Origin of the sequence: Micromonospora sp. AMSO1212t, from assembly GCF_008868145.1 — a bacterium.
In the GTDB taxonomy this organism is placed as follows: domain Bacteria; phylum Actinomycetota; class Actinomycetes; order Mycobacteriales; family Micromonosporaceae; genus Micromonospora; species Micromonospora tulbaghiae.
Genome location: NZ_WBKS01000049.1, coordinates 1 through 22,981, shown reverse-complemented (window position 1 = coordinate 22,981; position 22,981 = coordinate 1). Strand labels below are relative to the sequence as shown.

The following is a 22,981-nucleotide window of genomic DNA, read 5'->3' as shown; positions in this document are numbered from 1 at the left end:
GCCGGGGGTGACAGTCCGGCTGTCAGCTAGCCGTCACCCGTCCCTCATGCCCGAGAAGCCACTTCTTCACGTCCAGCCCCCAGCGGTAGCCGCCGAGCGAACCGTCGGTGCGCAGCACCCGGTGGCAGGGCACGAACAGCGCGGCGGCGTTGCGCGCGCAGGCCGCCGCGGCGGCCCGGATCGCAGCCGGTCGCCCGGCCAGTGCGGCGAACCCGGTGTAGGTGACCGGGTCGCCGGGCTTCACGTCGCGCAGCACCTGCCATGCGTGCGTCAGGAACGCCCCGCCGGTGTGCTGCTCGACCGCGACCGCGTCGATCGCGGTGAGGTCACCGTCCAGGTAGGCCCGAACGGCGGCGGTCACCGGACCGAGGTCGGCCCGTTCGCGCAGCTCGCCGCGCAGGCTCGGGTGGATCAACGGCATCAGGGCCGCAGGGTCGGCGGTGAACCCCGCCGCGCGTACCGCCCCGGCCGGGCCGGCGAGCACGCTCAACGGGCCGGCGGGGGTGTCGATGACGGTGCTGTCCACAGTGCTCATGCTGCTCTCCAGAGTCGGATGGTCGCGTACGACCGCCAGGGGCGCCAGCGGTCGGCGTACGCGGACAGGGTCTTCGGGTCGTCGGACAGGCCGAGCGCTGCTGCGCCGCGGCGCACGCCCAGGTCGGTGGTGAGCGCGACATCGGGGTCGCCGAGTGCGCGCATGGCCAGGTAGCCGGTGGTCCACGGGCCGACGCCGGGCACCGCGGCCAGGAGCCGGACCGCCTCCTCCCGGTCGCCTCCGGGTTCCAGGTCCAGCTCGCCGTCGGCGACCGCGCGGGCGAGCGCCCGGATCGTCTCCCGGCGAGCGGCCGGCATCCGGAAGGCCGTATCCGGCGCCGCGAGCACCTCCGCCGGACCGGGGAACGCCACCAGGCCGTCCGCCGGGTCGTCGGCGCCCGCCCCGCCGGTGGACCGGGTGGCGGCGAGCAGGCGGGTGAGCGTGGTCCGCGCCGAGGTCAGCGAGACCTGCTGGGTGGTGACGGCGCGAACGGCCAGCTCGAAACCGTCGACCGCGTGCGGCAGCCGCACGCCGGGCTCGGCCGCGACGGCCGGGGCCAGCGCCGGGTCGGCGGCGAGGGTGGCGTCCACCGCGACGGGGTCGGCGTCCAGGTCGAGCAGGCGGCGGCAGCGGGCCACCGCGGGGGCCAGGTCACGCATGTCGGCCAGCCGCAGCGTCGCGGCCACGTGGCCGTCAGCCGGGGCCAGCGCCACCGTGGCGGGACCGTGCGGCAGGCGCAGCCCTCGGTGGTAGGTGCCGTCGCGGACCACTTCGACGCCGGGTAGCGCGCGCAGCGCGAGGAAGTCCAGCAGCGCGCCCGCGTGCAGCGGGGGCCGGTATGCCAGCCGCAGCGAGAGCGTGCCCGCCCCGGTGGTCGCCGCCGGGCCACGCCGGCCGGCCCGCAGCTCGGACGGGGTGCCGCCGTAGACGTCGCGGACCGTGTCGTTGAACTGCCGGACGCTGCCGAACCCGGCGGCGAAGGCCACCTCGGCCAGGCCGAGGCCGGTGGTCTCGATCAGGATCCGGGCGGTCTGCGCGCGCTGGGCCCGGGCCAGCGCCAGCGGGCCGGCGCCCAGCTCGGCCCGGAGCATCCGGTGCAGGTGCCGCTCGGTGTAGCCCAGCCGGGTGGCCAGGCCGGGCACCCCGTCCCGGTCCACCACGCCGTCGGCGATCAGCCGCATGGCGCGGCCGACCAGGTCGGCCCGGACGTCCCACTGGGGCGAGCCGGGTGCCGCGTCCGGCCGGCACCGGCGGCACGCCCGCAGCCCGGCGCCCTGCGCGGCGGCGGCGGACGGGAAGAACCGGACGTTCTGCCGCTTGGGCGTCATCGCCGGACAGGACGGCCGGCAGTAGATCCCGGTCGACGTCACGCCGGTGTAGAACCAGCCGTCGAACCGCGGGTCGCGGCTGTCGACTGCTCGGTAGCACCGCTCGAAGTCCAGCTCCATGCCACGATCCTGCCTCGCAGCTCCCGGGCTCGGCTGGCGGGATTCAGACATGACGTGCGGCAGTCGCGCCAGCTCGGGGAAGTGGCGGCATCCCGCTTCCCGGGACACCGCCACTCCGGCGAGGTGGCGTGGATCATGGCCGACGGACCCGAGAAAGTGTCGTAAGTGGTCGGTAGCGTCCCGCCACCAACTCAAGAAGAGGTGCGGGGCATGGCGAGCGTGGCCGGGCGGGGTGTCCGCTGATGCGATCGGGGCGAGCACCGTTGGACGCCGCGGTGGTGGAGGGCTTCTACGAGCGGATGCGGGTGGTGGCGCCGGCCGCCTACGGCGCGATCGAGCGCGACCGGGCCGGTGACCCCGGTCGCCCCTTCGCGGACACCGCCTGCGGGCGGCTGGCCGGCTCCCTCGACCCGGACGGGCTGCGCGCGCTCGGCATGTGGGCGCATCACTGGTGCATGCGCTTTTACGACGACGACACCCGGGTCGGCCTGCGGCTGGTCCGCGAGATCGCCGCCCGTTCCGGCCTGGGCTGGACCGCCGACGAGGTGCGGTGGCTGCTCGACCGGTCGTACGCGGCCGGGCCCGCCGCCGCGCACCGGTTCACGCTGCCGCTCGCGGCCGCGGCGCAGCTACCGGCCGGTGTGCTGCCCGAGGGCGTCGCCGCCGACGCGTGGCCGGACGACTGGCGTCGGCTACGGGCCGGCTGACCGCGCAGCCACCAGGCCGCCCTCCCGCTGCCCTGCCGGGTGCCGGCGAGCGTCGTCGGCAGGCTGCGCACGCCGCCTGCCGACGTGCCGGCGAGCGCCGCCGCCGGGCTGTCCGCGTCGCCGGCCGGCTGCGGGCGCGGCGACCGGTCCGGCATCTGGGCGAGCACCATCGCCGCCACTGCCACCGCGAAACCGGTGAGCTGGACCGGGTCCAGCGCCTCGCCGAGCACCACCCAGCCGAGCGCCGCCGCGGTGAGCGGGCTCAACGCGCCGAGCACCGACACGCGGGACACCGGCAGTCGTGCCGCGCCACGGAACCACAGCACGTACGCCAGGGCGGTGCCGGCCAGCCCGAGCCACGCGTACCCGAGAAGGGCCGGCCCGTCGGGCGCGGGCGGCGCGCCCTCGACGGCGGCGGCGACCGGCACGATCATCAGGCCGCCGGCGACGAGCTGCCAGCTCGTCGCGGCGAGGACGCCCACTCCGGGCGGCCGGCCCCAGCGGCGGGTGAGCACCAGCCCGGCGGCCATCGCCACGGCGCCGGCCAGTCCGGCGGTGACGCCGAGCGGGTCGAGGCCGGCGCCCGGACGCAGCACCACGAGGGCGACGCCGAGCGGGGCGGCCACGGCGGCGACCAGCGCCGGCCGGGTGGGGCGGTCGCGAAGCAGCGCGACTGTCAGCACCGCCACCAGCAGCGGCTGCGTGGCACCGAGGACGGCGGCGGTGCCGCCGGGCAGCCGGTACGCGGCGAGGAACAGCAGCGGGAAGAACACCCCGATGTTCAGCGCGCCGAGCACTGCGGTTCGCCCCCACCAGAGGCCGTGTGGTCGTCGGCGGGTCAGTGCGAGCAGTAGCAGGCCGGCCGGGAGGGCGCGGATCGCCCCGGCCCAGAGCGGCCGGTCCGGGGGAAGGAGTTCGGCGGTGACCAGGTAGGTGGTGCCCCAGGTGACGGGTGCGGCGGCGGTGAGCGCGACGTCGGTCCAGCGGCGGTCCATGGCATCCTCTTCTTGGCCCTAAGTATCTTAGCGCTAAGCTAATCAGCCTCGAGCGAAAAGCGGAAGTGGGACGTGCGGCACAATCAGCAGCCGTGACAGGCGACGAGGTGGACGCGATCGTCGAGCAGTGGCGGCGGGAACGGCCCGGCATGCGACCGGAGCCGATGGCCGTGTTCGGCCGCATCTACCGGCTGGCCCGGCTGGTCGGCGACGGCCAGGAGAAGGTGTACGCGGGCTGGGGCATCGGCCGGGGCGAGTTCGACGTGCTGGCAGCGCTGCGGCGCTCCGGCTCGCCGTACACGCTGGCGCCGAAGGCGCTCGCCGCCTCGCTGATGCTCACCTCCGGCGGCATGACCGGGCGGCTCGACCGGCTCGAACGGGCGGGCCTGGTGCGGCGCTCACCGGACCCGGCCGACCGGCGGGCGCTGCGTGTGACGCTCACCGACACCGGCCGCCGGGTGGTGGAGGAATCGGCCGAGGCCGGGCTCGCGGTGCAGCGGCGGATCCTCGACGCGCTGCCGCCCGCCGACCAGGACCGGCTGGCCGATCTGCTGCGCGCGTTGCTCGCGGCGGCCGAGGCAGGGCCTGCGGATCCGGCACAATGATCGGCACCGCCACCGCCCGGAAGGACAACCGTGCCCGCCACCGAACCGACGATCGTCGCCACCAGCATGGGTTTCGCCAGCCGTCGCCGTGGCCCCTGGGACGCCCGGCCCACTGCCCTGTTCGACCTGATGGCCGAGCTGGCCGGGGCCGGTGACGCGCCCCGCGTCTGCTACCTCGGCCAGGCCACCGGCGACCAGCCGACCGGGTTCACCGTCTTCTACGGCGCCTTCGCCGGCACCCGGTTCCGCGCCTCCCACCTGGCGCTCTACCCGATGCCCAACGTCGAGGACATCCGCGCGCACCTGCTCGCGCAGGACATCATCTGGGTCGGCGGCGGCAGCGTGGCGAACCTCTGCGCGGTCTGGCGGGTGCACGGCCTGCCGGAGATCCTGCACGAGTGCTGGCAGGCCGGAGTGGTGCTCGGCGGGGTCTCCGCCGGCTCGATCTGCTGGCACACCGGCGGCGCCACCGACAGCTACGGCCCGACGCTGCGGCCGTTCACCGAAGGGCTGGGCTGGCTCCCGTACGGCAACGGCGTGCACTACGACAGCGAGGAGCAGCGCCGCCCGCTGATGCACCGGCTGGTCGCCGACGGCACGCTGCCGGCGAGCCACTGCACCGACGACGGCGTGGGGCTGATCTACCGGGGCACCCGGCTGGCCGAGGCGGTGGCCGACCGGCCCGGCGTGGCCGCGTACGAGCTGGTCCGCGCCGAGGACGGCACCGCCCGGGAGACCCGGATCGAACCGCGCCTGCTGTCCGCCGCGCCGCAGTGACCGGCTTCGCGCACCTGCCTGCCCGGCGGTGGCGGCGAGGCGCGTAAGCTGGTTCGTCGTGAGTCTCACCATCGGCATCGTCGGCCTGCCCAACGTTGGCAAGAGCACCCTGTTCAACGCGCTGACCAAGAACGACGTGCTCGCCGCGAACTACCCGTTCGCCACCATCGAGCCGAACGTCGGCGTGGTCGGGCTCCCCGACGATCGGCTGGCCAAGCTGGCCGAGATCTTCTCCTCGCAGAAGGTGCTGCCGGCGCCCGTCTCGTTCGTCGACATCGCCGGCCTGGTCCGGGGCGCGTCCAAGGGGCAGGGCCGGGGCAACGCGTTCCTCGCCAACATCCGCGACGCCTCGGCGATCTGCCAGGTGGTGCGCGCCTTCTCCGACCCGAACGTGGTGCACGTCGACGGCAAGGTCTCCCCGGCCGACGACATCGAGACGATCAACACCGAGCTGATCCTGGCCGACATCCAGACGCTGGAGAAGGCGCTGCCCCGGCTGGAGAAGGAGGCCAAGCTCCGCAAGGACCGGGCCGCCGCCGTCGAGGCAGCCAAGAAGGCGGTCGAGGTCCTCGACAACGGCGTCACGCTGTACGCGGGTGCCGCCGCCGCGAAGGTCGAGCTGGAGCACCTGCGTGAGCTGCACCTGCTCACCACCAAGCCGTTCATCTACGTCTTCAACGTCGACGAGGCCGAGCTGGGCAACGCGGAGTTCCTCGACGAGCTGCGCGGCCTGGTCGCGCCCGCCGAGGCGGTCTTCATGGACGCCAAGATCGAGTCCGAGCTGGTGGACCTGCCCGAGGATGAGGCCCGCGAGCTGCTGGAGTCGATCGGGCAGTCCGAGCCGGGCCTGGACCAGCTGGTCCGGGTGGGCTTCCGGACGCTCGGGCTCCAGACGTACCTGACGGCCGGCCCCAAGGAGGCGCGGGCCTGGACCGTCCCGGTCGGCGCGACCGCGCCGGAGGCCGCCGGGGTGATCCACAGCGACTTCCAGCGCGGCTTCATCAAGGCCGAGGTGGTCTCCTACGCCGACCTGGTCGAGGCCGGATCGATGGCGGCGGCCAAGGCCGCCGGCAAGGTCCGGATCGAGGGCAAGGAGTACGTCATGCAGGACGGCGACGTGGTGGAGTTCCGCTTCAACGTCTGACGGCGGAAGCGCGGCCCTGACTCACCGGGGCCGCTTGTCCTCGACGTGTACGACGTCGAGCTCGTGGCCGTCCTGGTCTCGCTTGCGGCGTCCGTACAGACCGACAGCGAGGTCGCTGCTGTCGGAGATCTCGTCGGGTCCCACGTAGGTCAGCACGTCGTTGTGGTGGCCGTAGACCACCCATCCGGGACCGGGATCGAGGGTGACGGTGCCGAAATCTCCAGCGGGTGAGCCGGCGTGGACGGGCCCGTACTCGCGCAGGATGTCGACGGCCTGAGCGGCGAGGTCAACGCCGGGTCCGGGGTCTGGTAGCACGACGCAGGTGCCGTGGGCGAACACCACCCAGGACTTGCTGTCCCCTCGGATGATGCGACGCCAGGTTCCGGCCAGGTCCTGCTCCGACATGAGGATGATCATCCCCGAGTTGGTCGACCGGCGCTACCCGCGAAGCGAGCCCGAGACAGCGGACCGGCTCTCGGTGTGGCCTGCCGATGGTTTCCCGGCGCCGTGCTGGTCTGTACGTCGAGCACCGACCCACGGGAGGCTGGCACGATGCGCAAACTGACCTTCGCCATGAGCCTGAGCCTGGACGGCTACGTCGCCGCGCCCGGTGACGACCTCGGCTGGAGTGCGCCGAGCGACGAGTTGTTCCAATTCTGGTCCGACCGGGTGGGGGCGACCGGCACGGCGCTGTACGGCCGGCGACTGTGGGAGGCGATGAGTTCCCACTGGCCGACCGCCGACCAGCAGCCGGGCGTCACACCGGCGCATGCCGAGTTCGCCCGCCGCTGGCGGAACATGCCGAAGGTGCTGTTCTCCTCGACGACCAGGCCGGTCGACTGGAACACCCGCCTGGTCACCGGCGACGCGGTCACCGAGATCACCCGGCTCAAGGCCGAGGAGGGTGGCGCCATGGACATCGGCGGCGCCACCCTCGCCGCGGCGGCCATGCGGGCCGGGTTGATCGACGAGTACGTGCTCGTCACCCATCCGGTCCTGGTGGGTGGCGGTAAGCCGTTCTTCACGGCCCTGGACAACTGGGTGAACCTGGCCCTGCGGGAGACCCGGACGTTCCCGGGCGGCGTGCTCCTCACCAGGTACGAGACCAGGCGCTGAGTGCCCGCCTCCACACGGAGCCCCGGCGTCACTCCTGCGCGTCGAGGTCGCGCAGTGCGAACCGGAGGTGCTCCCACTCCTCGTCGAGGATCACGTGGAGGCAGTGCAGGACCGGTGCCTCGTGTTCGGGTGACCAGGCTGTCGGCCGGGGCTCGGCGAGCAACTCCGGCGTGACGGCGGTGAGGAAAGCCCGGACCATGGCCTGCCGCCCGGCACGCAGTTCGAGCACCTCGTCGAGACTCGGCCGCGCCGTGGTGAAGACGGACATGTCGAACCCGTCCGTCTCGTACTCGGCGTGCGGTTGTCCGAGCGGATGGAAGGGCTGCGGCAGTCGCAGGATCGCCCTGCCGAGCCACGCGTCGGTGGCGAACGCGAGATGGCGCAGGGTCTGCGCGAACGACCACTCGCCGTCGACCGAGACGTCGGCGGCTCCGTCGGGCATGGACCGGACCCGGTCGACCGCGGCCGCCCAGGCCCGTTCGAGCGCCGCCCACGCCGCGCGCAGGCCATCGGGATCCTCGGCATGCCTCAGCTCGCGCCCGGGGAACCGCCGGTTGAGTTCGGCCTCGACGAGCGGCACGACGTCGACACCGTTGACCAGCAGCGCGCCGTCGGTGAGCCACGGCGCATCGATGTCGAGCCCGCGCACGTCGACGCCGCGCATCACCGCCCCGGCCAGCGTCGACCTGGTGAAGCGCGCGCCTTGCAGGTCCCTGTCCACGAACGTCGTGAGGTCGCTCTGGGCCACGGCGCACCCCTCTCGTCGGCGATCGCGGCAATGCTAGCGAGCGGGTCCGACAACGACTGCCGATGCGACCGGGCGAAGTTGTCGGCCGCCGGAACATAAGTGTGGCGGCCGCCAGCCCGCATCGCGCGGACCGGCGACCGCCACCCGTGCCTGTCGTCAGGCGTTCGCCCGGCGGATGGCCGCCATCCCCCCGAGCGCGGCCACCGCGGCGATCAGGGCGGGCCACCCCACCAGCAGGCTGATCTGGTGCTGGCTGCTCAGCCACTGCCAGATGTCACCGAACCATCCCTGCCAGGTGATCAACGCGACGAGCAGACCGGTCACCAGGATCAGGGCCGCGCCGGCCCCGAGCAGGCCGTTCATGCCGAACCGGACGTACCAGACGGCGACGAAGATGGAGAGGAAGTTCAGGAACAGGAACGGCACCGCGTAGACGGCGATCTGCAGCAGCCCGTTGTCGACGTCGATGTACGGGATCCGGAAGAACCGCAGCTCGATCCCGAAGCCGCCGGTGGCGCCCTCGATCAGGTTGAGCAGGTAGAGCAGGACGCCGTAGGCGACCGCCTGCACCACGTTGACGAGCACCGTGGCGAGGTAGAAGGTGCGCCGGGTGACGCCCATGCCGAGCGCGAACGGGAACACCTGGCTGATCGAGGCGGCGGCGACGATCGAGCAGACGATGTAGAGGCTGGCCAGACCACCTGTGGTGTTCTTGCCCGGCGCGGCCTCGTCGATCGAGGCGAAGATCAGCAGGTTGACGCCGAGCGAGAGGGCCATGATGCCCCACGGCCAGGCGAGCTGGCCGACCCAGGCGATGGTGTGCATCCGGGCGACGTCGAGGATACGAGTCATCGCGCGTTCGTCCTTTCCGTCGTCAGGCGCACCACGGCCTGCTGGAGTGACACCGGTGCCAGGTCGATGCCGAGCTTCTTGGCGCGCGTCCGTTCGGCGTCGTCGAAGGACCCGCGCAGCGACGCGCGGACCGCGCCGCCGAGTTGCTCGCGGTGCAGCACCCGGTACCCGGCGGCGAACTCGTCCACCGCGGCGGCCGGGCCGGACGCCTCCATCACCTCGCCGCGCAGCTCGTCGCTGGGTGCGTCGAGCAGCAGCTTGCCGCGGTCGAGCAGGAGTACGTGCTCGATCAGGTCGGCCACCTCGTCGATGAGGTGTGTGGAGAGCACGACGGTGCGCGGGTTCTCGGCGTAGTCGGCGAGCAGCCGGTCGTAGAAGAGCTGCCGGGCGACCGCGTCGAGACCGAGGTACGGCTCGTCGAAGAAGGTCAGCGGCGCGCGTGCGGCCAGGCCGATCGTCACGCCCAGCGCGGACAGCATGCCGCGGGACAGCTTGCGCACGTTGCGCTTGCGCGGCAGGTCGAAGTCGTCCAGGAGGGACTGCGCGAAGTCCTCGTCCCAGTTCGGGAACAGGCGCCTCGCCAGACTCATGACGTGCCGGACCTGATAGGCCGTCGGGTACGTCTGGCTCTCCTTGATGAAGACCACCCGCGACAGTGCCCGCTCGTTCTCGTACGGCCGCTCGCCGAAGAGCGTGAGGTCCCCGCTGATGCCGCCGTTCTGGCCGGTGATCAGCTGCATCAGCGTCGTCTTGCCGGCGCCGTTGCGGCCGAGGAGGCCGTAGATCTTGTTACCTGTCAAGGTGAAGGTGACGTCGTCGAGAGCGGTCACCTCACCGAACCGTTTCGTGAGGCCGGCTGCCGCCACGACGCTCATCGCTGTTCCTCCCCTGTCTCGATGAGCTTCTTCAGCTCCTCGGTGCCGATGCCCAACTTGCGTGCCTCCTCGATGAGGGGCCGCACGTACTGGTCGGAGAACTCGCGCCGGCGGCGTTCCCGGAGTGTTTCGACGGCCCCCGTTGCCACGAACATTCCGATCCCCCTGCGCTTGTAGAGAATCCCGTCATCGACCAGGCGGTTGATCCCCTTGGCGGCGGTCGCCGGGTTGATCCGGTGAAACGCCGCCAGCTCGTTCGTCGACGGCACCTGGGTCTCCTCCGCGAACGTCCCGTCGATGATCGAGTTCTCGATCAGCTCTGCGATCTGGACGAAGATCGGCCGGCCGTCATCCATCTCGGTTCTTTGGTTCATTACTCATGTAACTAACCATTGCACCGCTGGGCGTGGACGTCAAGTCCTCTCGGGGCACACGCGTACGCCCGCGGCTCGCTAGGGTTCGCGCCGTGACACTGAGGATCGACGAGAGCACGCGCCAGGTACGGGAGTTCGTCTGCGGCTGTTGCGACACTGCCGCGGAGCGGACCTGGGCGGACATCCGCGCCGATGACGCGACGGCGGCCGTCTACTTCGCGAGCTGCTACCACCACGACGGCGTGCACGAGGTCTGGATCGACGCGATTCTGGGCAGCTGGGGCCGCGACGACTTCGACGACCACGTCACCTTCGGCTGCCGGGTCGGGCCGGTGGCCGGCTCGCCGGGGCCGGCCGCGACGCTCGTCAACGGTGGTGAGGTCGCGGGGGACAGCCCGATCTTCGGCCGCAAGCTCGGCCGCGAGGAGGGCCTGGCCCATCCCCGGCTCCCCGAGTTCTGGCAGATGGTCGACCTGGTCCTGGAGGGGGACGCCCTGGTGCGCCGTCACCTGATCGGCGCCTGACCGACCCGGTGATCAAGGGGTCAGATCTCGGGGCTGCGGCGTTCGATCAGGGTCACGTCTCGCCAGGTGCCGTGGTGGCGGCCCACCCGCTCGCGGGTGCCGACGACGCGGAAGCCGCACGTCGCGTGCAGCGCGAGACTCGCGGTGTTCTCCGGGAACACACCGGACTGGATGGTCCAGATCCCGGCCGCCTCGGTCGAGGCGATCAGCGCCTCCAGCAGGGCCCGCCCGACCCCGCGCCCCCGCCCCCGCGGGTGCACGTAGACGGAGTGCTCCACCACGCCGGCGTAGACGCAGCGGTCGGAGACGGCCGAGCAGGCCACCCAGCCGAGCACGTCGCCCGCCTCGTCGAGCGCCACCCAGCGGTGGCCGGGCAGCCGGGTGGCGGTGAAGCGCGCCCAGTCCGGCGGCGCGGTCTCGAACGTGGCGTTGCCCTCGGCGATGCCGAGGCGGTAGATCTCCAGCACGGCGTCGGCGTGCGAGTCGTCCATGGCGGCGACGGTGACTGTCATCGGCTCTCCTGTCCGGACCCGGCGGTCGTCAGCGTAGTCGCGCGACCGAGGGGCCGGGACGGGATGCCCGGCCCCTCGATCTGAGCGCTACCGCCGCCGGTAGACGGAGATGTGCGCGCGGCTGTCCGCGTCGAACGGCGTCCGGTCCCAGTCGGCGTACCGCTCGGCGAGCCGCAGCCCGGCCCGCTCCGCCAGTTCGTCGATCTGCTCCGGCCAGGCGTACCGCATGGCGAACGGCTTGAGGTGCACGCCGGCGGCGTCGAACGTGACGGTCTGGCGCACGAACGTCTGCGCCGCCCGGTCGTACCGGTGCATGCGGATGGTGGCCGAGTCCTCGGTCACCTCCCGCACCTGGACCTGCTCGTCCCGGTCGAAGTCCGCCGGGTCGGGCACGAAGGTCTCGATGACGAACGCCCCGCCGGGCGCGAGCACCCGGGCGACGTTGCGGAAGCACGCCGCCTGGCGCTCCTCGGAGACCAGGTTGAACAGCGTGTTGAACACCAGGAAGACCAGACGGTACGGCCCGGCGACCGGGACGTCCGCCATGTCGCCGACGGTGACCGGCATGTCGGCGCCGCCCGGCTTGGCGCGCAGGTGCGCGACCATCTCCGGGGACGCCTCGACGCCCTCCACCGCCAGGCCGCGGGCGGCCAGCGGCAGGGCCACCCGGCCGGTGCCGACCGCCAGTTCGAGCACCGGGCCGCCCTCGGCAAGCGGCGCGAGGAAGTCGACAGCCGGGGCCGGGTCGGGATTGCCGGGGCCGTCGTAGGTGGCGGCCCAGAGCCGGCCGAACAGGCCGGGATCGTCGAAGACGGACATCACGCGCCCTCCCGCCGGGCGGAAGGTACGCGACGCGGCGCGAGGTCAGTGACCTGCGCCGAAATGGGGTACGACAAGACGAAGCCTCGTTTCGGATGAGGTGACGACGGGTCGGCTGGGCTTCGCAGCGTTCGGCATGGCGGTGCTCCCTCCGGTCGGCTTCGAGGGGTTCAGCAGACCAGCGGCCGTGCTCGGGGACAACCGGATTACGCCCGCAGCGCGTCGTCCACGCCGGTCTCCCGGCGGCCGAGGTGCACCGGGTCCCGCCCGGTGAGCACGTCCACGGCGGCCTTCACGCACGCCCCGTACTCCCGGGTGGAGCTGATCCGCCACTGGTCGGCGTACCGGCGGGCGGTGTCGTCGCCGACGCCGACGGCCTCGATGCCGGCGTCGCGGCACAGCGCCACCGCGCGCGGCAGGTGGAACGACTGGGTGACCACTGTGGCTCGCCGGACCCCGAAGACGCGGTGCGCGCGGGCGCACGAGTCGTACGTGTCGAAGCCGGCGTGGTCCAGCACCGTCTTCTCCGCCGGGACGCCCCGCTCGACGAGCCAGCGCCGCATCGCGTCCGGCTCGTCGTAGTCCCAGTCCATGTGGTCGCCGGAGAGCAGGAGCACCTTGACCTTGCCGCTCGCGTACAACTGGCGGGCGATCTCCAGCCGGCCGGCGAGGAACGGCGCCGGCGTGCCGTCCGGCTCCACCTTGGTGCCCAGCACCAGGGCCACCGGCGTCTCGGGCACGTCCGCGGCGGCGAACACGCGGCCCTCGGCGGCGTCGCGGACCCAGGTCACGCTGGCGAGCGTGGCGGCGCCCAGCAGCACCACGGCGGCCGTGGCGAGCACCAGGAGGCGGCGGAGCAGGCGTACGGCCCGCCGATGGTCACCCCGCCAGGCCCGCCACCGCGCCGTCAGCCCTCGCATGGCGGCGATTGTGCCAGGCGGGTCAGGAGATGTGGTGCAGGATCACGTTGTGCACGTGGTGGCTCTTCTGCGCGCCCCGGAACTCGACCTCGTAGGTGTGCGTGCCGACGTGCACAGCGATCGAACCGGTGGAGAAGAACGAGCCACCCCAGGACTTGTTGCTCACCACGCTCACGCTGGTGATCTTCGAGTACGGGATGCTGGTGATCGCGTACCGCTTGCCGACGAAGGAGCGGTCCTGGATGATCACGCGCCGGTCGGTCAGGCCGATGAAGCCGGTGCCGGTGCCCACCGCGTCGTAGACGGCGATGATCTGCTCACCGGGCAGCAACCCGCTCTCGATCTGCTGGAACTGTTCCTTGCGGTCGTACGTGGGGCCAGACATGCAACCGAGGGTAGGCGGGGCGTGCCAGTTCTCACGCGCCCCGCACAGTTGCGGCCCCGTCCACCGGGACGGGGCCGCAAGCGTGTACAGGGGTCAGTGGTCGACGCGCGGGTCGTGGTCGCGGCTGCGGCTGCCGGCCTTGGCCAGGCCCCGGCTGACCAGGTAACCGATGGTCAGCAGGGTGATGTACCACCACGCCTTGTCGGCGGCGAAGTAGTCGGCGCCGTTGTCCGCCGCGCCGTCGCCGACGGCGTTCGAGGCGATCAGGACACCGATCACGGCGAGCACGTAGACCGCCAGCTCGGTGGTCTTCCACGCCGGCTTGGTCTCCTCGCCGTGCCGGCGCGTGTGCCGTACGTCGCGGTCGACGTGGCCGGTGTGCCCGTGGTCGGTGGATCGGTCGGTGGCCGCGGTGGGCGTCGCCATGGTCAGCTCCTAAGGGGTTATCGCACAATCCGTCTACTTCGGGAGCGTTGTACCTCCCGTTACCGGATGTCCTACCCTCAGGTTTGTTTCCTAACCCCGGATCCTCAGCGATCTCTCAGGGAGTGTCAGGGTTCGGTGACCGCGCGGACCGCGTCCTCGATGCGCGCGGCCAGCAGCACCTCACCCTCGGTGAGCGGCTCGCCGTCGCCGTGCCCGAGCCTGATCTGGGTACGGTCGGCCCGGCGGCTGATCTCGGGGCGCAGCCGCAGCGCGTCGGCAACCACCGCCACCCGCTCGGTGAGCGCGGCGTGCTGGGTGTCGTCGAGGACGATCGTGCGGCGGATCTGTTCGCCCTCGCGCGTCCATCCGGACAGCAGGGCTAGCGCGTCGCTGAGGTAGTCGTGCTTCGCCCGGCCGCTGAACAGCACGCGCATCACCGCACCTCCCAGGCGTCGTTGCCGGCTTGTGGCCAAATCGTCGCCATCCCGTGTCCCAGTCGACGCCCTCTAGTCTCTCGCCACTCAGATGGTGTGTCCACGCCCACACTTCCGTGTTCTGCTGACCTGACGGCCGACGCAGCTACCCAAACCGCCGATTGATCTGGCACGCTGGTGGCCCGTGCGGACCGAACGGGTTAGCGGAAGCGGGCAGGCCGACCGGCGGGACCCGAGGGTGGTTGTCGGGGCGGCGATCATCGAGGGTGGCCGGGTGCTGGCGTGCGAGCGCTCCGCGCCTCCCGAGGTGGCGGGGCGCTGGGAGTTCCCGGGTGGAAAGGTCGAGCCGGGCGAGGCCGAGACCGACGCGCTGGCCCGGGAGTGCGTCGAGGAACTGGGCGTACGGGTGGCGGTCGGCGCGCGTGTCGGCCGCGACGTACGGATGGCGCACGGCCGGTCCGTGTTGCGCGTCTACGCCGCCCGCCTGCTGCACGGCGACGAGCCCAAGGCCCTGGAGCACGCCGAGCTGCGCTGGCTGTCCGCCGCCGAGCTGGACAGCGTCGACTGGCTGCCGGCCGACGTGCCGATCGTGGCCGCGCTTCGCCCCCTGCTCGACACCCCCTGAACGACCGCGGCGCGAGCCGGGCCGTCCGGCGAACCGGACAGCCTGCCGGAAACGGGACGAGGGCCCGCGGCGTGTGCCGCTGGCCCCCGTCATCGTCGTGCTGCTGTTCAGTGCTTCGGCTCGTCCTGCTGCGGGTGGGCGAAGTTGAGGTGCTCCGGCGGCAGCGGGAACGTCACGTCGTCGCCGAACGGCGACGGCGCGGCGGCCTTGTTGAAGGTCAGTTCGGTCAGCGGCAGCTTGCCGTTGGCGTCCACCGCCGGGGCGGTCGGGTGCGGCACCTCGCGGTGCCAGTTGACGCCCTGCTGCGCCTGACGCTCGGCGGCGCTGTCGTGCGAGCCGCCCGCGTGCGAGTGCACCCCGCCGGCGTGCGAACCGCCGCCGTGCGCGTGCGCCCCGCCGTGCGCCCCTCCGGACGTGACGGCACCACTCGAATGCCCGCTGGTCGCGCTGGTCTGAGGCACCTGACCCCTCCGGAAGATCTTGTTACCGAGCCACACAAGGGGATCGTACCTGCGGTCGACGACCCGTTCCTTCATGGGGATGATCCCGTTGTCGGTGATCTTGATGTGCTCGGGGCAGACCTCGGTGCAGCACTTGGTGATGTTGCAGAATCCGAGCCCCATGTCCGACTGCGCGTACTCCCGGCGGTCGGTGCGCGCGTCGAGCGGGTGCATGTCCAGCTCGGCCGCCCGGATGAAGTACCGGGGGCCGGAGAACGCCGGCTTGTTCTCGTCGTGGTCACGGATCACGTGGCAGACGTTCTGGCACAGGAAGCACTCGATGCACTTGCGGAACTCCTGCGAGCGCTCGACGTCGACCTGCTGCATCCGGTAGTCGCCGGGCGCCACGTCGGCCGGCGGCGCGAACGCCGGGGTCTCCCGGGCCTTCTCGTAGTTGAACGAGACGTCGGTGACCAGGTCCCGGATCACCGGGAAGGTACGCAACGGGGTGACAGTGACGGTCTCCGACTCCTCGAACGTCGACATCCGCGTCATGCAGCCCAGCCGCGGCTTGCCGTTGATCTCCATCGAGCAGGAGCCGCACTTGCCGGCCTTGCAGTTCCACCGGCACGCCAGGTCCGGGGCCTCGGTGGCCTGGAGGCGGTGGATCACGTCGAGGACCACCTCGCCCTCGTTCACCTCGACCGTGTAGTCCTTCAGGTCCCCGCCGGTCTCGTCGCCCCGCCAGATGCGGAACTGGCGCTTACTTCCCATCAGTTGTTCGCCTCCTCGGTGAGGGCGTCGAACTCGGCGAGTTCCTCGTCGGTCAGGTACTTGGCCAGCTCGGCCCGGTCGAACAGCCCGATCAGCTCCGGCCGCATCTTCGGCAGCGGCTTGTGGGTGAGCCGGACCGCGTCCCCGTCCAGCGAGCAGACCAGGTTGACGCTCCGCCACTTCGGGTCCATCGCCGGGTAGTCCTCCCGGGTGTGCCCGCCGCGCGACTCCTGCCGCTCCAGTGCCGCCATCGCGGTGCACTCCGACACCACGAGCATGTTGCGCAGGTCCAGCGCCAGGTGCCAGCCCGGGTTGTAGCGCCGGCCGCCGGCCGCGCTCACCTTCGCCACCCGCTCCCGCAGCTCGGCCAGTCTGCGCATGGCGTCGGCGAGCTCGCCCTCGCGCCGGATGATGCCGACCAGGTCGCCCATGACCACCTGGAGGTCCTGCTGGAGCTGGTACGGGCTCTCCCCGGTGTCCCGCTGCAACGGCGCCAGCGCCGTCTCCACGGCGGCCTCCACCGCCGCGACCGACACCGCCGGGCGGGTGGTGAGCTGATCGGTGTACGTGGCGGCGTGCCCGCCCGCGCGCTTGCCGAAGACCAGCAGGTCGGACAGGGAGTTGCCGCCGAGCCGGTTGGAGCCGTGCATGCCGCCGGACACCTCACCGGCGGCGTAGAGCCCGCGCACCGTGCCGTACGCCGCGCCGGAGTCGGGGTCCACCTCGACGCCGCCCATCACGTAGTGACAGGTCGGGCCGACCTCCATCGGCTCCTTGGTGATGTCGACGTCGGCCAGTTCCTTGAACTGGTGGTACATCGACGGCAGGCGGCGGCGGATCTCCTCGGCCGACTTACGGGAGGCGATGTCCAGGTAGACGCCGCCGGCCGGCGTACCCCGGCCCTCCTTGACCTCGCTGTTGATGGCGCGGGCGACCTCGTCGCGGGGCAGCAGCTCCGGCGGGCGCCGGTTGTTGTCCGGGTCGGTGTACCAGCGGTCCGCCTCCTCCTCGGTCTCCGCGTACTGCTTGCGGAACACGTCGGGGACGTAGTCGAACATGAACCGCTTGCCCTCGGAGTTCTTCAGCACGCCGCCGTCGCCGCGTACCGACTCGGTGACCAGGATGCCCTTCACCGAGGGCGGCCAGACCATGCCGGTCGGGTGGAACTGGAGGAACTCCATGTTGATCAGCGTGGCCCCGGCGCGCAGCGCCAGCGCGTGGCCGTCGCCGGTGTACTCCCACGAGTTCGAGGTGACCTTGTAGGACCGTCCGACGCCGCCGGTGGCCAGCACCACCGCGGGCGCCTCGAACAGGACGAACTCGCCGGACTCGCGGTAGTAGCCGAACGCGCCGGCGACGCGGTCGCCGTCGAGCAGCAGCTCGGTGATCGTGGTCTCGGAGAAGACCCGGATCCGCGCGTCGTAGCTGCCGAACTCCTGCTTGTCCTCCTGCTGGAGCGAGACGATCTTCTGCTGGAGCGTGCGGATCAGCTCCAGGCCGGTCCGGTCGCCGACGTGCGCCAGGCGCGGGTACTCGTGGCCGCCGAAGTTGCGCTGCGAGATCTTCCCGTCCTTGGTGCGGTCGAACAGCGCGCCGTACGTCTCCAGTTCCCAGATCCGCTGCGGCGCCTCCTTGGCGTGCAGTTCGGCCATCCGGAAGTTGTTGAGGAACTTGCCGCCGCGCATGGTGTCCCGGAAGTGCACCTGCCAGTTGTCGCGCGAGTTCACGTTGCCCATCGCGGCGGCGGCGCCGCCCTCGGCCATCACCGTGTGCGCCTTGCCGAACAGCGACTTCGAGATGATCGCGGTCTTCTTGCCGGCCAGCCGGGCCTCGATCGCCGCGCGCAGGCCGGCGCCACCGGCCCCGATCACGACGACGTCGTAGTGGTGTCGTTCGATTCGCGTCTCAGTCATGTCCAGGCTCTCAGTTGATGAACCGCAGGTCGTTGATCCAGCCGGCGGCGACCGCCATCACGTAGAAGTCGGTGAGCGCCAGGGTGCCCAGGGTGATCCAGGCGAGCTGCATGTGCCGGACGTTCAACCAGGACACCCCGGTCCACGCCTTGTAGCGCATCGGGTGCTTGGAGAAGTGCTTGAGCCGCCCGCCGATGATGTGCCGGCAGGAGTGGCAGGAGATCGTGTACGCCCACAGCATCACCACGTTGACGATCAGGATGATGTTGCCCAGGCCGAAGCCGAAGCCCTCGGGGGAGTGGAAGGCCAGGACCGCGTCCCAGGTGTTGATCAGCGAGATGATCGCGGCGGCGTAGAAGAAGTAGCGGTGCAGGTTCTGCCCGAGCAGCGGGAACCGCGTCTCACCGCTGTACGACTGGTGCCCGTCCGGCACCGCGCAGGCCGGCGGCGACAGCCAGAACGACCGGTAGTAAGCCTTGCGGTAGTAGTAGCAGGTCAGGCGGAACAGAAGCAGGAACGGCAGGGTGAGCGCCGCGTCCGGGATGATCCACCAGCCGGGCAGGAACTGGCCGAAGTGCGAGGAGCCCTCGACGCAGCGGTCGGTGACGCAGGGGGAGTAGAACGGCGTCAGGTAGTGGTACTGCTCCACCCAGTACCACTTGTGCATGAAGACCCGGACCGTCGCGTAGATGACCCACGCGCTGAGCCCCACCACTGTGATCAGCGGGGCGATCCACCATCTGTCGGTCCGCAACGTCTTCGCCGCGATTGCGGCGCGTGCCCGCCCTCCCCGCGGCTGCGGTCTCGGCGTCCTGGCCGACGTAGTTGTCATTCGAGTCATCTCCCTGACGTCACTGTCACGTCCTGCGCACGCGCGAGGCCACACCGGTGAACCGGTGCGGCTAAGTGACACACGTTACGCCGATCTTCACGGCCCGGCCGCGCAACGCAGTGTCCCGTGTGTCCCGCAGCTTGGAAAGAGTCAGTTCATGATCAATGTGGCGGGTCGGTCGAACGGTGCGCCGACCGGCGGCGTGGCGCGCCCGGCGGCGTGCCGGGTCACCCGGACGCGCCGCCGGTGAAGTGCCAGGAGGACAGCCGCAGCGCCGGCGTCTCGTACCAGGAACCGTCGACGCGGCCCGGCTGGCGGACCGCCGTCCGGCCCAGGCCGAGCACCCGGCCCGGCCCCAGCGCCCGGGGGTACGACTCGGTGAACCGGAAGTCGCGTACCGCCCGGGTCGGCACGCCGTCCTCGACCAGCCACACCCCGTTGCGGGTCAACCCGGTGATCACGAGTTGCTTCGGGTCCAGCACCCGGGTGTACCAGAAGTCGCTGACCAGCAGCCCGCGCCGCATGCCGGCCACCAGCGCGGCGGTGTCCGGGTCGCCCACCGCCCCGGTCACGCCCGCGCTCACCGGTCCGGCGGCGACGGCCGCGCCGGCGTCGGTCGTGCCCGCCAGCAGGCGGATGTTGTGCGGGATCGGCCCGAACGTCGCGCTGCCCGGCATTCCGTGCCCGGTCGACCCGGCGCCCGCCTCGGCACCGGCACGCCTGTCGTACGCCACCGCGCCGGTGGTGCCGCCCTCCACCAGCGGCAACGCCCGCCGGGGCGTGCCCTCCAGGTCGAACGGCAGCGTGCCGGCGTGCAGTGGATCGTCCACCAGCGTCACCGAAGGGTCGAACTGTGCCGTGCCCGGCTCGGCGAAGGACTGCCGTTCGGCGTACCGCTTGCCGTTGAAACCGTGCCAGGCCAGGTTCTGCAGCAGGTCGGCGACGGCAGCCGGTTCGAGCACCACCTCGTAGTGCCCGGGCGGCAGCTCGACCGGGTCGGCCGCGGCGCGTGCCTTCGCCGCCGCGCGGGCGCCGAGCGCCGCGCCGTCGAGATCGGCCAGCCGGTCGGCGCAGAGCCGCGCCACCCCGTCCGCGCCACCGGCGCGGGCGATGCCGTCCATCGCCGCCTCGGCCGCCCGACCCACAGCCGTGTGCCCGGCCGAGTTGGCGAACGCCCCCGACCGGTACGCGGTGCGGCAGTAACCGGCCGCCTCCAGCCCCTCGACCGCCGCGACGAACGCGCGTACCCGCTCGGCCCGCTCGTCGGGCGAGGCGAACGCGGTGGCCTCGTCGACGGCCGGGCCGGCGGGCACGGGCGTCGGCGCGGTGAGTCCCGGCCAGGCCGGGTCGGGCGGCGCGAGCCGGGCCGCGGCCCGGGTCCGCTCGACGAGCGCGGCCAGGCCGTCGGCGTCGATCCGGCTGCCGCTGCCGGTCACGGTCCGCCCGTCCACGTGCAACCGCAGGTGTACGGCGACGCCGGTCTCGGAGACGTTCTGGTGGACGAACGAGTTGGCGAAGCGGGTCAGCGCCAGGTCGGAGCGGGTCACCAGCACCTCGGCCTCGGCGGCCGGACCGGCCGTGTGCCGGACCAGGTCGACCACCCCGGCGGCGATCTCCATCTCGGCGTTCATGCCGGCACTCCGCTTCGCTCCGTGCCGTCATGAGGCACCGTCGCCCTGAGCCTGCCGATTCGCTCGCTGCGCTCGCTCATGCCGGCACTCCGCTTCATGCCCGCACCCCAACCCGGACGCCCCGGAACCGGGCCGGCGCGGCCGGGTGGCCGGTGTGCCCGACCTGCCCGGGCTGCCCCTTCCCGCAGTTGGGTGTGCCCCAGGCGACAGTCTCCGAGGAGAGCATGTCCATCGAGCGCCAGAAGACCGGGCCGATGCCGGTGTAGGTCGGGTTGCGCAGCATCCGCCCCCGGCGACCCTTCTTCACCTCCCAGCCGACCTCGCAGCCGAACTGGAAGTTGAGCCGCTTGTCGTCGATCGACCAGGACCGGTTGATGTCCATCAGCACCCCGTCGTCGGTGGCCGCGATGATCTCGTCGAGGGTGTGCGGGCCGGGTTCCAGGCCCACGTTCGTCATCCGCACCATCGGCAGCCGGGCCCAGCCGTCGGCCCGTACGCTGCCGCCGTAGTCCAGGCCGGCGACGGCGGCCGAGTCCCGGCCGGCGAGCACCCCGACCCACCGCCCCTCGCGGACCGCGTCCCGGGCGACCGCCGGCGAGCCCTCGTCGTCGAAGCCGAAGCTGCCGAGCGCGCCCGGGATGGTCGGGTCGATCGTCACGTTCATCAGCTCCGAGCCGTAGCGCAGCGAGCCGAGGCGGGCCAGGTCGAGCCAGGACGTGCCGGCGAACGCCGCCTCCCAGCCGAGGATGCGGTCCAGCTCGATGGCGTGCCCGACCGACTCGTGGATCTGCAACGCGAGCTGCTCGCCGCCGAGGATCAGGTCGGTCTCGCCGGCCGGGCAGAGCGGCGCGGTGAGCAGCTCCCGGGACTCCTCGGCGATCCGGGCGGCGTGCGCGGCCAGGTCGAGCGAGGTGACCAGCTCCCAGCCGGTGGTGCCGTACTGCCCGCGGTAGCTCGGGTAGGACCGCCGCTGGGTCTCGCCGTCACCGATCGAGGTGGCCGAGATGCCGCCACCGCACTCCCGGATGCGCTGGTCGATCCGGTGACCCTCGCTGGAGACGAACCACTTCGAGGTGTCCCAGATCTGGTACAGCCCTTCGGCCAGGTCGGCGCCGTGCTCGCGCATCGTCGCCGTGGCCCGGACCAGCAGGTCGCCCTTGTCCGACAGCGGCACCCCGAGCGGGTCGACGACGCAGTCCGAGGCCCAGCTCGCCACCGTCGCCTCGACCGGCACCAGGTCGATCGGCGGGCCGGGAACCCGCGCGCTCGCGGCAGCGATCGCCGCGGCGCGCCGGCCGGCGCCGCGGGCCGCGGCGTCGGACAGATCGGGTACGGCGTGGAAACCCCAACCCGATCCGACGAGCGCGCGTACGCCCAGCCCGACGCTCTCGTCCTGGCTCAGCTCCTCGATGTCGCCGTTGCGGGCCGACATCGACTCGTAACGGCGGTGCATGACCCGGGCGTCGGCGTACCGGGCGCCCGCGTCGAGAGCGGCCTGGACGGCGGCGGTCGCCGCGTCGAACTCGCTCATGCGCGGTCCTGGTGGGTCGCTCGCTGACGCTCACTCATGCGCCCGACCCTAGGCGAGCGGGCCGACATCCGTCAGGGGACGAGATCCTCCGGCCGGACCGTGGCCCGGACGGGCTCGGTCAGCTCCAGCACGGAACCGGGTTTGGTCACCGACACCTCCCGGTAGTGCCGACCCTGCCGCTGGTGGAGGTGCAGGGTGCCGGTCTCCTGCTCCACCAGCAGATACCACTCGATGCCCGCGGCGGCGTAGTAGTGCATCTTGAGCACCTTGTCGGTCGCCGCGTTGCCGGGTGAGATGACCTCGCACACGAGCCGTACGTCCCGCGCCTCGATCATCGGCTCGTCGAAGTCGATCGGCTCGGTGACGACCAGGTCGGGAATCGGTATGCGGCCTGGCCGGAGCCGGACGTTCACCGTCTCCAGCAGTTCCAGGCCGGCGTGCCGGGCCGCGGCCTCTAGCAGATTGCCGAGGTTCCGCTGGATTCGCTGGTGCCGCGGAGTCGGTGCCGGTGTCACGTGCAGGCTCCCGTCGAAGAGTTCGACGCGTTGCCGCGTCTCGCCGAGGGCGAGGTACTCCTCTTCGGTCCACGGGCCGTCGTGGCCGAACACCGCCGCGGTCATGGTCGCCTCCACCTCGTGCCGACAGGAATGGTCCCTTCGTCACCGGGACCATGGTCGCACCCCGGGGTGCGACGACGAGGCCGAGATGCCCAATCGCGGCCGTGAATGTCCCAGGTGAGGGGCGTGCGGACCGGAAACCCAGTCGTTACGCTCTGACCGCTGACAGACCGCTCGATGTAGCTTATTTTCGCCTCCAAGGGTTTGCTGTAGGTTCTCTTCATCACCGAAGGGGAGGCGGTCAATGGGCAGGTCGGAGGCGGTGCCGTCCGGGGAGCCGGACCGCCCGGAGGTGCCGGAGCAGCGATCCGGCGACGGGCCCTATCTCCAGGTCAGGGATCTGCGGGTGCGGTTCGACACCGAGGACGGTGTGGTGCGGGCCGTGGACGGGGTGTCGTTCGCGGTGGAGCGGGGCCGCACGT

The 22,981-nt window shown here is 71.9% G+C and carries 26 protein-coding genes and 2 pseudogenes; 8 read left to right on the top strand and 20 right to left on the bottom strand.

Annotated features, from left to right (window positions below; all coding sequences use genetic code 11):
* Positions 1-22: 22 nt before the first annotated feature.
* Together F8279_RS15085 and F8279_RS15080 are read right to left on the bottom strand one after the other, a co-directional pair.
* Positions 23-535: a methylated-DNA--[protein]-cysteine S-methyltransferase gene (locus F8279_RS15085; RefSeq protein ID WP_091426111.1), complete on the bottom strand. Its 513-nt coding sequence runs from the start codon at positions 533-535 to the stop codon at positions 23-25.
* Positions 532-1,983 (bottom strand): AlkA N-terminal domain-containing protein, encoded by a 1,452-nt coding sequence (locus F8279_RS15080; RefSeq protein WP_091426108.1) that lies wholly within the window; start codon positions 1,981-1,983, stop codon positions 532-534. Before F8279_RS15080 ends, F8279_RS15085 begins: the two co-directional genes overlap by 4 nt.
* Before the next feature lie 242 nt (positions 1,984-2,225).
* Between F8279_RS15080 and F8279_RS30615 the strand changes: the two genes are divergently transcribed.
* On the top strand, positions 2,226-2,690 hold the full coding sequence (locus F8279_RS30615; protein WP_225853285.1) for a hypothetical protein: 465 nt from the start codon (positions 2,226-2,228) through the stop codon (positions 2,688-2,690).
* 173 nt (positions 2,691-2,863) lie between these two features.
* Here the strand turns inward: F8279_RS30615 and F8279_RS15075 are convergent.
* Positions 2,864-3,685: pseudogene (locus tag F8279_RS15075) on the bottom strand (EamA family transporter); the annotation flags it as partial.
* A gap of 92 nt (positions 3,686-3,777) precedes the next feature.
* On the opposite strand from F8279_RS15075, the gene F8279_RS15070 reads away from it, so the two are divergent.
* From F8279_RS15070 to ychF, 3 genes are read left to right on the top strand one after another with little or no spacing between them, the layout of a single operon-like run.
* A complete protein-coding gene (locus F8279_RS15070; RefSeq protein WP_013475216.1) occupies positions 3,778-4,290 on the top strand; it encodes a MarR family winged helix-turn-helix transcriptional regulator in 513 nt (170 codons plus the stop codon).
* Positions 4,291-4,320: 30 nt separating this feature from the next.
* Positions 4,321-5,067: a peptidase E gene (locus F8279_RS15065; RefSeq protein ID WP_091426103.1), complete on the top strand. Its 747-nt coding sequence runs from the start codon at positions 4,321-4,323 to the stop codon at positions 5,065-5,067.
* A gap of 58 nt (positions 5,068-5,125) precedes the next feature.
* Complete coding sequence (gene ychF / locus F8279_RS15060; protein WP_091426101.1) at positions 5,126-6,211, top strand: redox-regulated ATPase YchF; 1,086 nt, start codon at positions 5,126-5,128, stop codon at positions 6,209-6,211.
* Positions 6,212-6,232: 21 nt separating this feature from the next.
* On the opposite strand, the gene F8279_RS15055 is transcribed toward ychF, so the two are convergent.
* On the bottom strand, positions 6,233-6,616 hold the full coding sequence (locus tag F8279_RS15055) for a hypothetical protein (RefSeq protein WP_091426724.1): 384 nt from the start codon (positions 6,614-6,616) through the stop codon (positions 6,233-6,235).
* Positions 6,617-6,763: 147 nt separating this feature from the next.
* Here F8279_RS15055 and F8279_RS15050 point away from each other — a divergent pair, with 147 nt between their 5' ends.
* The gene (locus F8279_RS15050) at positions 6,764-7,327 is read left to right on the top strand and encodes a dihydrofolate reductase family protein (protein ID WP_151500284.1); all 564 of its coding nucleotides are present in this window, start codon (positions 6,764-6,766) and stop codon (positions 7,325-7,327) included.
* A 28-nt stretch (positions 7,328-7,355) separates the two neighbouring features.
* On the opposite strand, the gene F8279_RS15045 is transcribed toward F8279_RS15050, so the two are convergent.
* The 4 genes from F8279_RS15045 to F8279_RS15030 all read right to left on the bottom strand — a co-directional run bounded on the left by F8279_RS15045 (position 7,356) and on the right by F8279_RS15030 (position 10,158).
* Positions 7,356-8,075 carry a DinB family protein gene (locus tag F8279_RS15045; protein WP_225853284.1) on the bottom strand — a complete coding sequence of 240 codons (720 nt, stop codon included), beginning with the start codon at positions 8,073-8,075 and terminating at the stop codon, positions 7,356-7,358.
* A gap of 156 nt (positions 8,076-8,231) precedes the next feature.
* Positions 8,232-8,927 carry an ABC transporter permease gene (locus tag F8279_RS15040; protein ID WP_091426098.1) on the bottom strand — a complete coding sequence of 232 codons (696 nt, stop codon included), beginning with the start codon at positions 8,925-8,927 and terminating at the stop codon, positions 8,232-8,234.
* Positions 8,924-9,802 carry an ATP-binding cassette domain-containing protein gene (locus tag F8279_RS15035; protein WP_091426096.1) on the bottom strand — a complete coding sequence of 293 codons (879 nt, stop codon included), beginning with the start codon at positions 9,800-9,802 and terminating at the stop codon, positions 8,924-8,926. The genes F8279_RS15040 and F8279_RS15035 overlap by 4 nt, the downstream gene beginning before the upstream one ends.
* Positions 9,799-10,158, bottom strand: a complete 360-nt coding sequence (locus F8279_RS15030) for a GntR family transcriptional regulator (protein ID WP_091426094.1) — start codon at positions 10,156-10,158, stop codon at positions 9,799-9,801. Before F8279_RS15030 ends, F8279_RS15035 begins: the two co-directional genes overlap by 4 nt.
* A gap of 110 nt (positions 10,159-10,268) precedes the next feature.
* Between F8279_RS15030 and F8279_RS15025 the strand changes: the two genes are divergently transcribed.
* The gene (locus F8279_RS15025; protein WP_151500283.1) at positions 10,269-10,700 is read left to right on the top strand and encodes a hypothetical protein; all 432 of its coding nucleotides are present in this window, start codon (positions 10,269-10,271) and stop codon (positions 10,698-10,700) included.
* Positions 10,701-10,720: 20 nt separating this feature from the next.
* On the opposite strand, the gene F8279_RS15020 is transcribed toward F8279_RS15025, so the two are convergent.
* From F8279_RS15020 to F8279_RS14995, 6 genes are all read right to left on the bottom strand, one after another.
* Positions 10,721-11,212, bottom strand: a complete 492-nt coding sequence (locus tag F8279_RS15020; RefSeq protein ID WP_151500282.1) for a GNAT family N-acetyltransferase — start codon at positions 11,210-11,212, stop codon at positions 10,721-10,723.
* A gap of 87 nt (positions 11,213-11,299) precedes the next feature.
* Complete coding sequence (locus F8279_RS15015) at positions 11,300-12,031, bottom strand: class I SAM-dependent methyltransferase (RefSeq protein ID WP_151500281.1); 732 nt, start codon at positions 12,029-12,031, stop codon at positions 11,300-11,302.
* A 206-nt stretch (positions 12,032-12,237) separates the two neighbouring features.
* Positions 12,238-12,951 (bottom strand): vancomycin high temperature exclusion protein, encoded by a 714-nt coding sequence (locus tag F8279_RS15010; RefSeq protein ID WP_151500280.1) that lies wholly within the window; start codon positions 12,949-12,951, stop codon positions 12,238-12,240.
* 22 nt (positions 12,952-12,973) lie between these two features.
* The gene (locus F8279_RS15005; RefSeq protein ID WP_091426081.1) at positions 12,974-13,336 is read right to left on the bottom strand and encodes a PH domain-containing protein; all 363 of its coding nucleotides are present in this window, start codon (positions 13,334-13,336) and stop codon (positions 12,974-12,976) included.
* Positions 13,337-13,429: 93 nt separating this feature from the next.
* A complete protein-coding gene (locus F8279_RS15000) occupies positions 13,430-13,762 on the bottom strand; it encodes a hypothetical protein (RefSeq protein WP_091426079.1) in 333 nt (110 codons plus the stop codon).
* A 125-nt stretch (positions 13,763-13,887) separates the two neighbouring features.
* The gene (locus F8279_RS14995) at positions 13,888-14,196 is read right to left on the bottom strand and encodes a 4a-hydroxytetrahydrobiopterin dehydratase (protein ID WP_018784696.1); all 309 of its coding nucleotides are present in this window, start codon (positions 14,194-14,196) and stop codon (positions 13,888-13,890) included.
* Between the two features lie 238 nt (positions 14,197-14,434).
* Between F8279_RS14995 and F8279_RS14990 the strand changes: the two genes are divergently transcribed.
* Entirely contained in the window at positions 14,435-14,821 is a 387-nt protein-coding gene (locus F8279_RS14990) for a (deoxy)nucleoside triphosphate pyrophosphohydrolase (RefSeq protein WP_091428231.1), read from the top strand.
* Positions 14,822-14,928: 107 nt separating this feature from the next.
* Here the strand turns inward: F8279_RS14990 and F8279_RS14985 are convergent, their stop codons facing one another.
* The 6 genes from F8279_RS14985 to F8279_RS14960 all read right to left on the bottom strand — a co-directional run bounded on the left by F8279_RS14985 (position 14,929) and on the right by F8279_RS14960 (position 22,562).
* Positions 14,929-16,035: a succinate dehydrogenase/fumarate reductase iron-sulfur subunit gene (locus F8279_RS14985; protein ID WP_091428234.1), complete on the bottom strand. Its 1,107-nt coding sequence runs from the start codon at positions 16,033-16,035 to the stop codon at positions 14,929-14,931.
* Positions 16,035-17,948: a fumarate reductase/succinate dehydrogenase flavoprotein subunit gene (locus F8279_RS14980; RefSeq protein ID WP_151500279.1), complete on the bottom strand. Its 1,914-nt coding sequence runs from the start codon at positions 17,946-17,948 to the stop codon at positions 16,035-16,037. Before F8279_RS14980 ends, F8279_RS14985 begins: the two co-directional genes overlap by 1 nt.
* Before the next feature lie 10 nt (positions 17,949-17,958).
* Positions 17,959-18,780 (bottom strand): hypothetical protein, encoded by an 822-nt coding sequence (locus F8279_RS14975; RefSeq protein WP_091428238.1) that lies wholly within the window; start codon positions 18,778-18,780, stop codon positions 17,959-17,961.
* Between the two features lie 227 nt (positions 18,781-19,007).
* Complete coding sequence (locus F8279_RS14970; RefSeq protein WP_091428240.1) at positions 19,008-20,411, bottom strand: TldD/PmbA family protein; 1,404 nt, start codon at positions 20,409-20,411, stop codon at positions 19,008-19,010.
* 94 nt (positions 20,412-20,505) lie between these two features.
* Complete coding sequence (locus F8279_RS14965) at positions 20,506-21,942, bottom strand: TldD/PmbA family protein (protein WP_151500278.1); 1,437 nt, start codon at positions 21,940-21,942, stop codon at positions 20,506-20,508.
* A gap of 71 nt (positions 21,943-22,013) precedes the next feature.
* Positions 22,014-22,562: a Uma2 family endonuclease gene (locus tag F8279_RS14960; RefSeq protein WP_151500277.1), complete on the bottom strand. Its 549-nt coding sequence runs from the start codon at positions 22,560-22,562 to the stop codon at positions 22,014-22,016.
* Positions 22,563-22,803: 241 nt separating this feature from the next.
* Between F8279_RS14960 and F8279_RS14955 the strand changes: the two are divergent.
* Positions 22,804-22,981 (top strand): annotated as a pseudogene (locus F8279_RS14955) (ABC transporter ATP-binding protein); the annotation flags it as partial.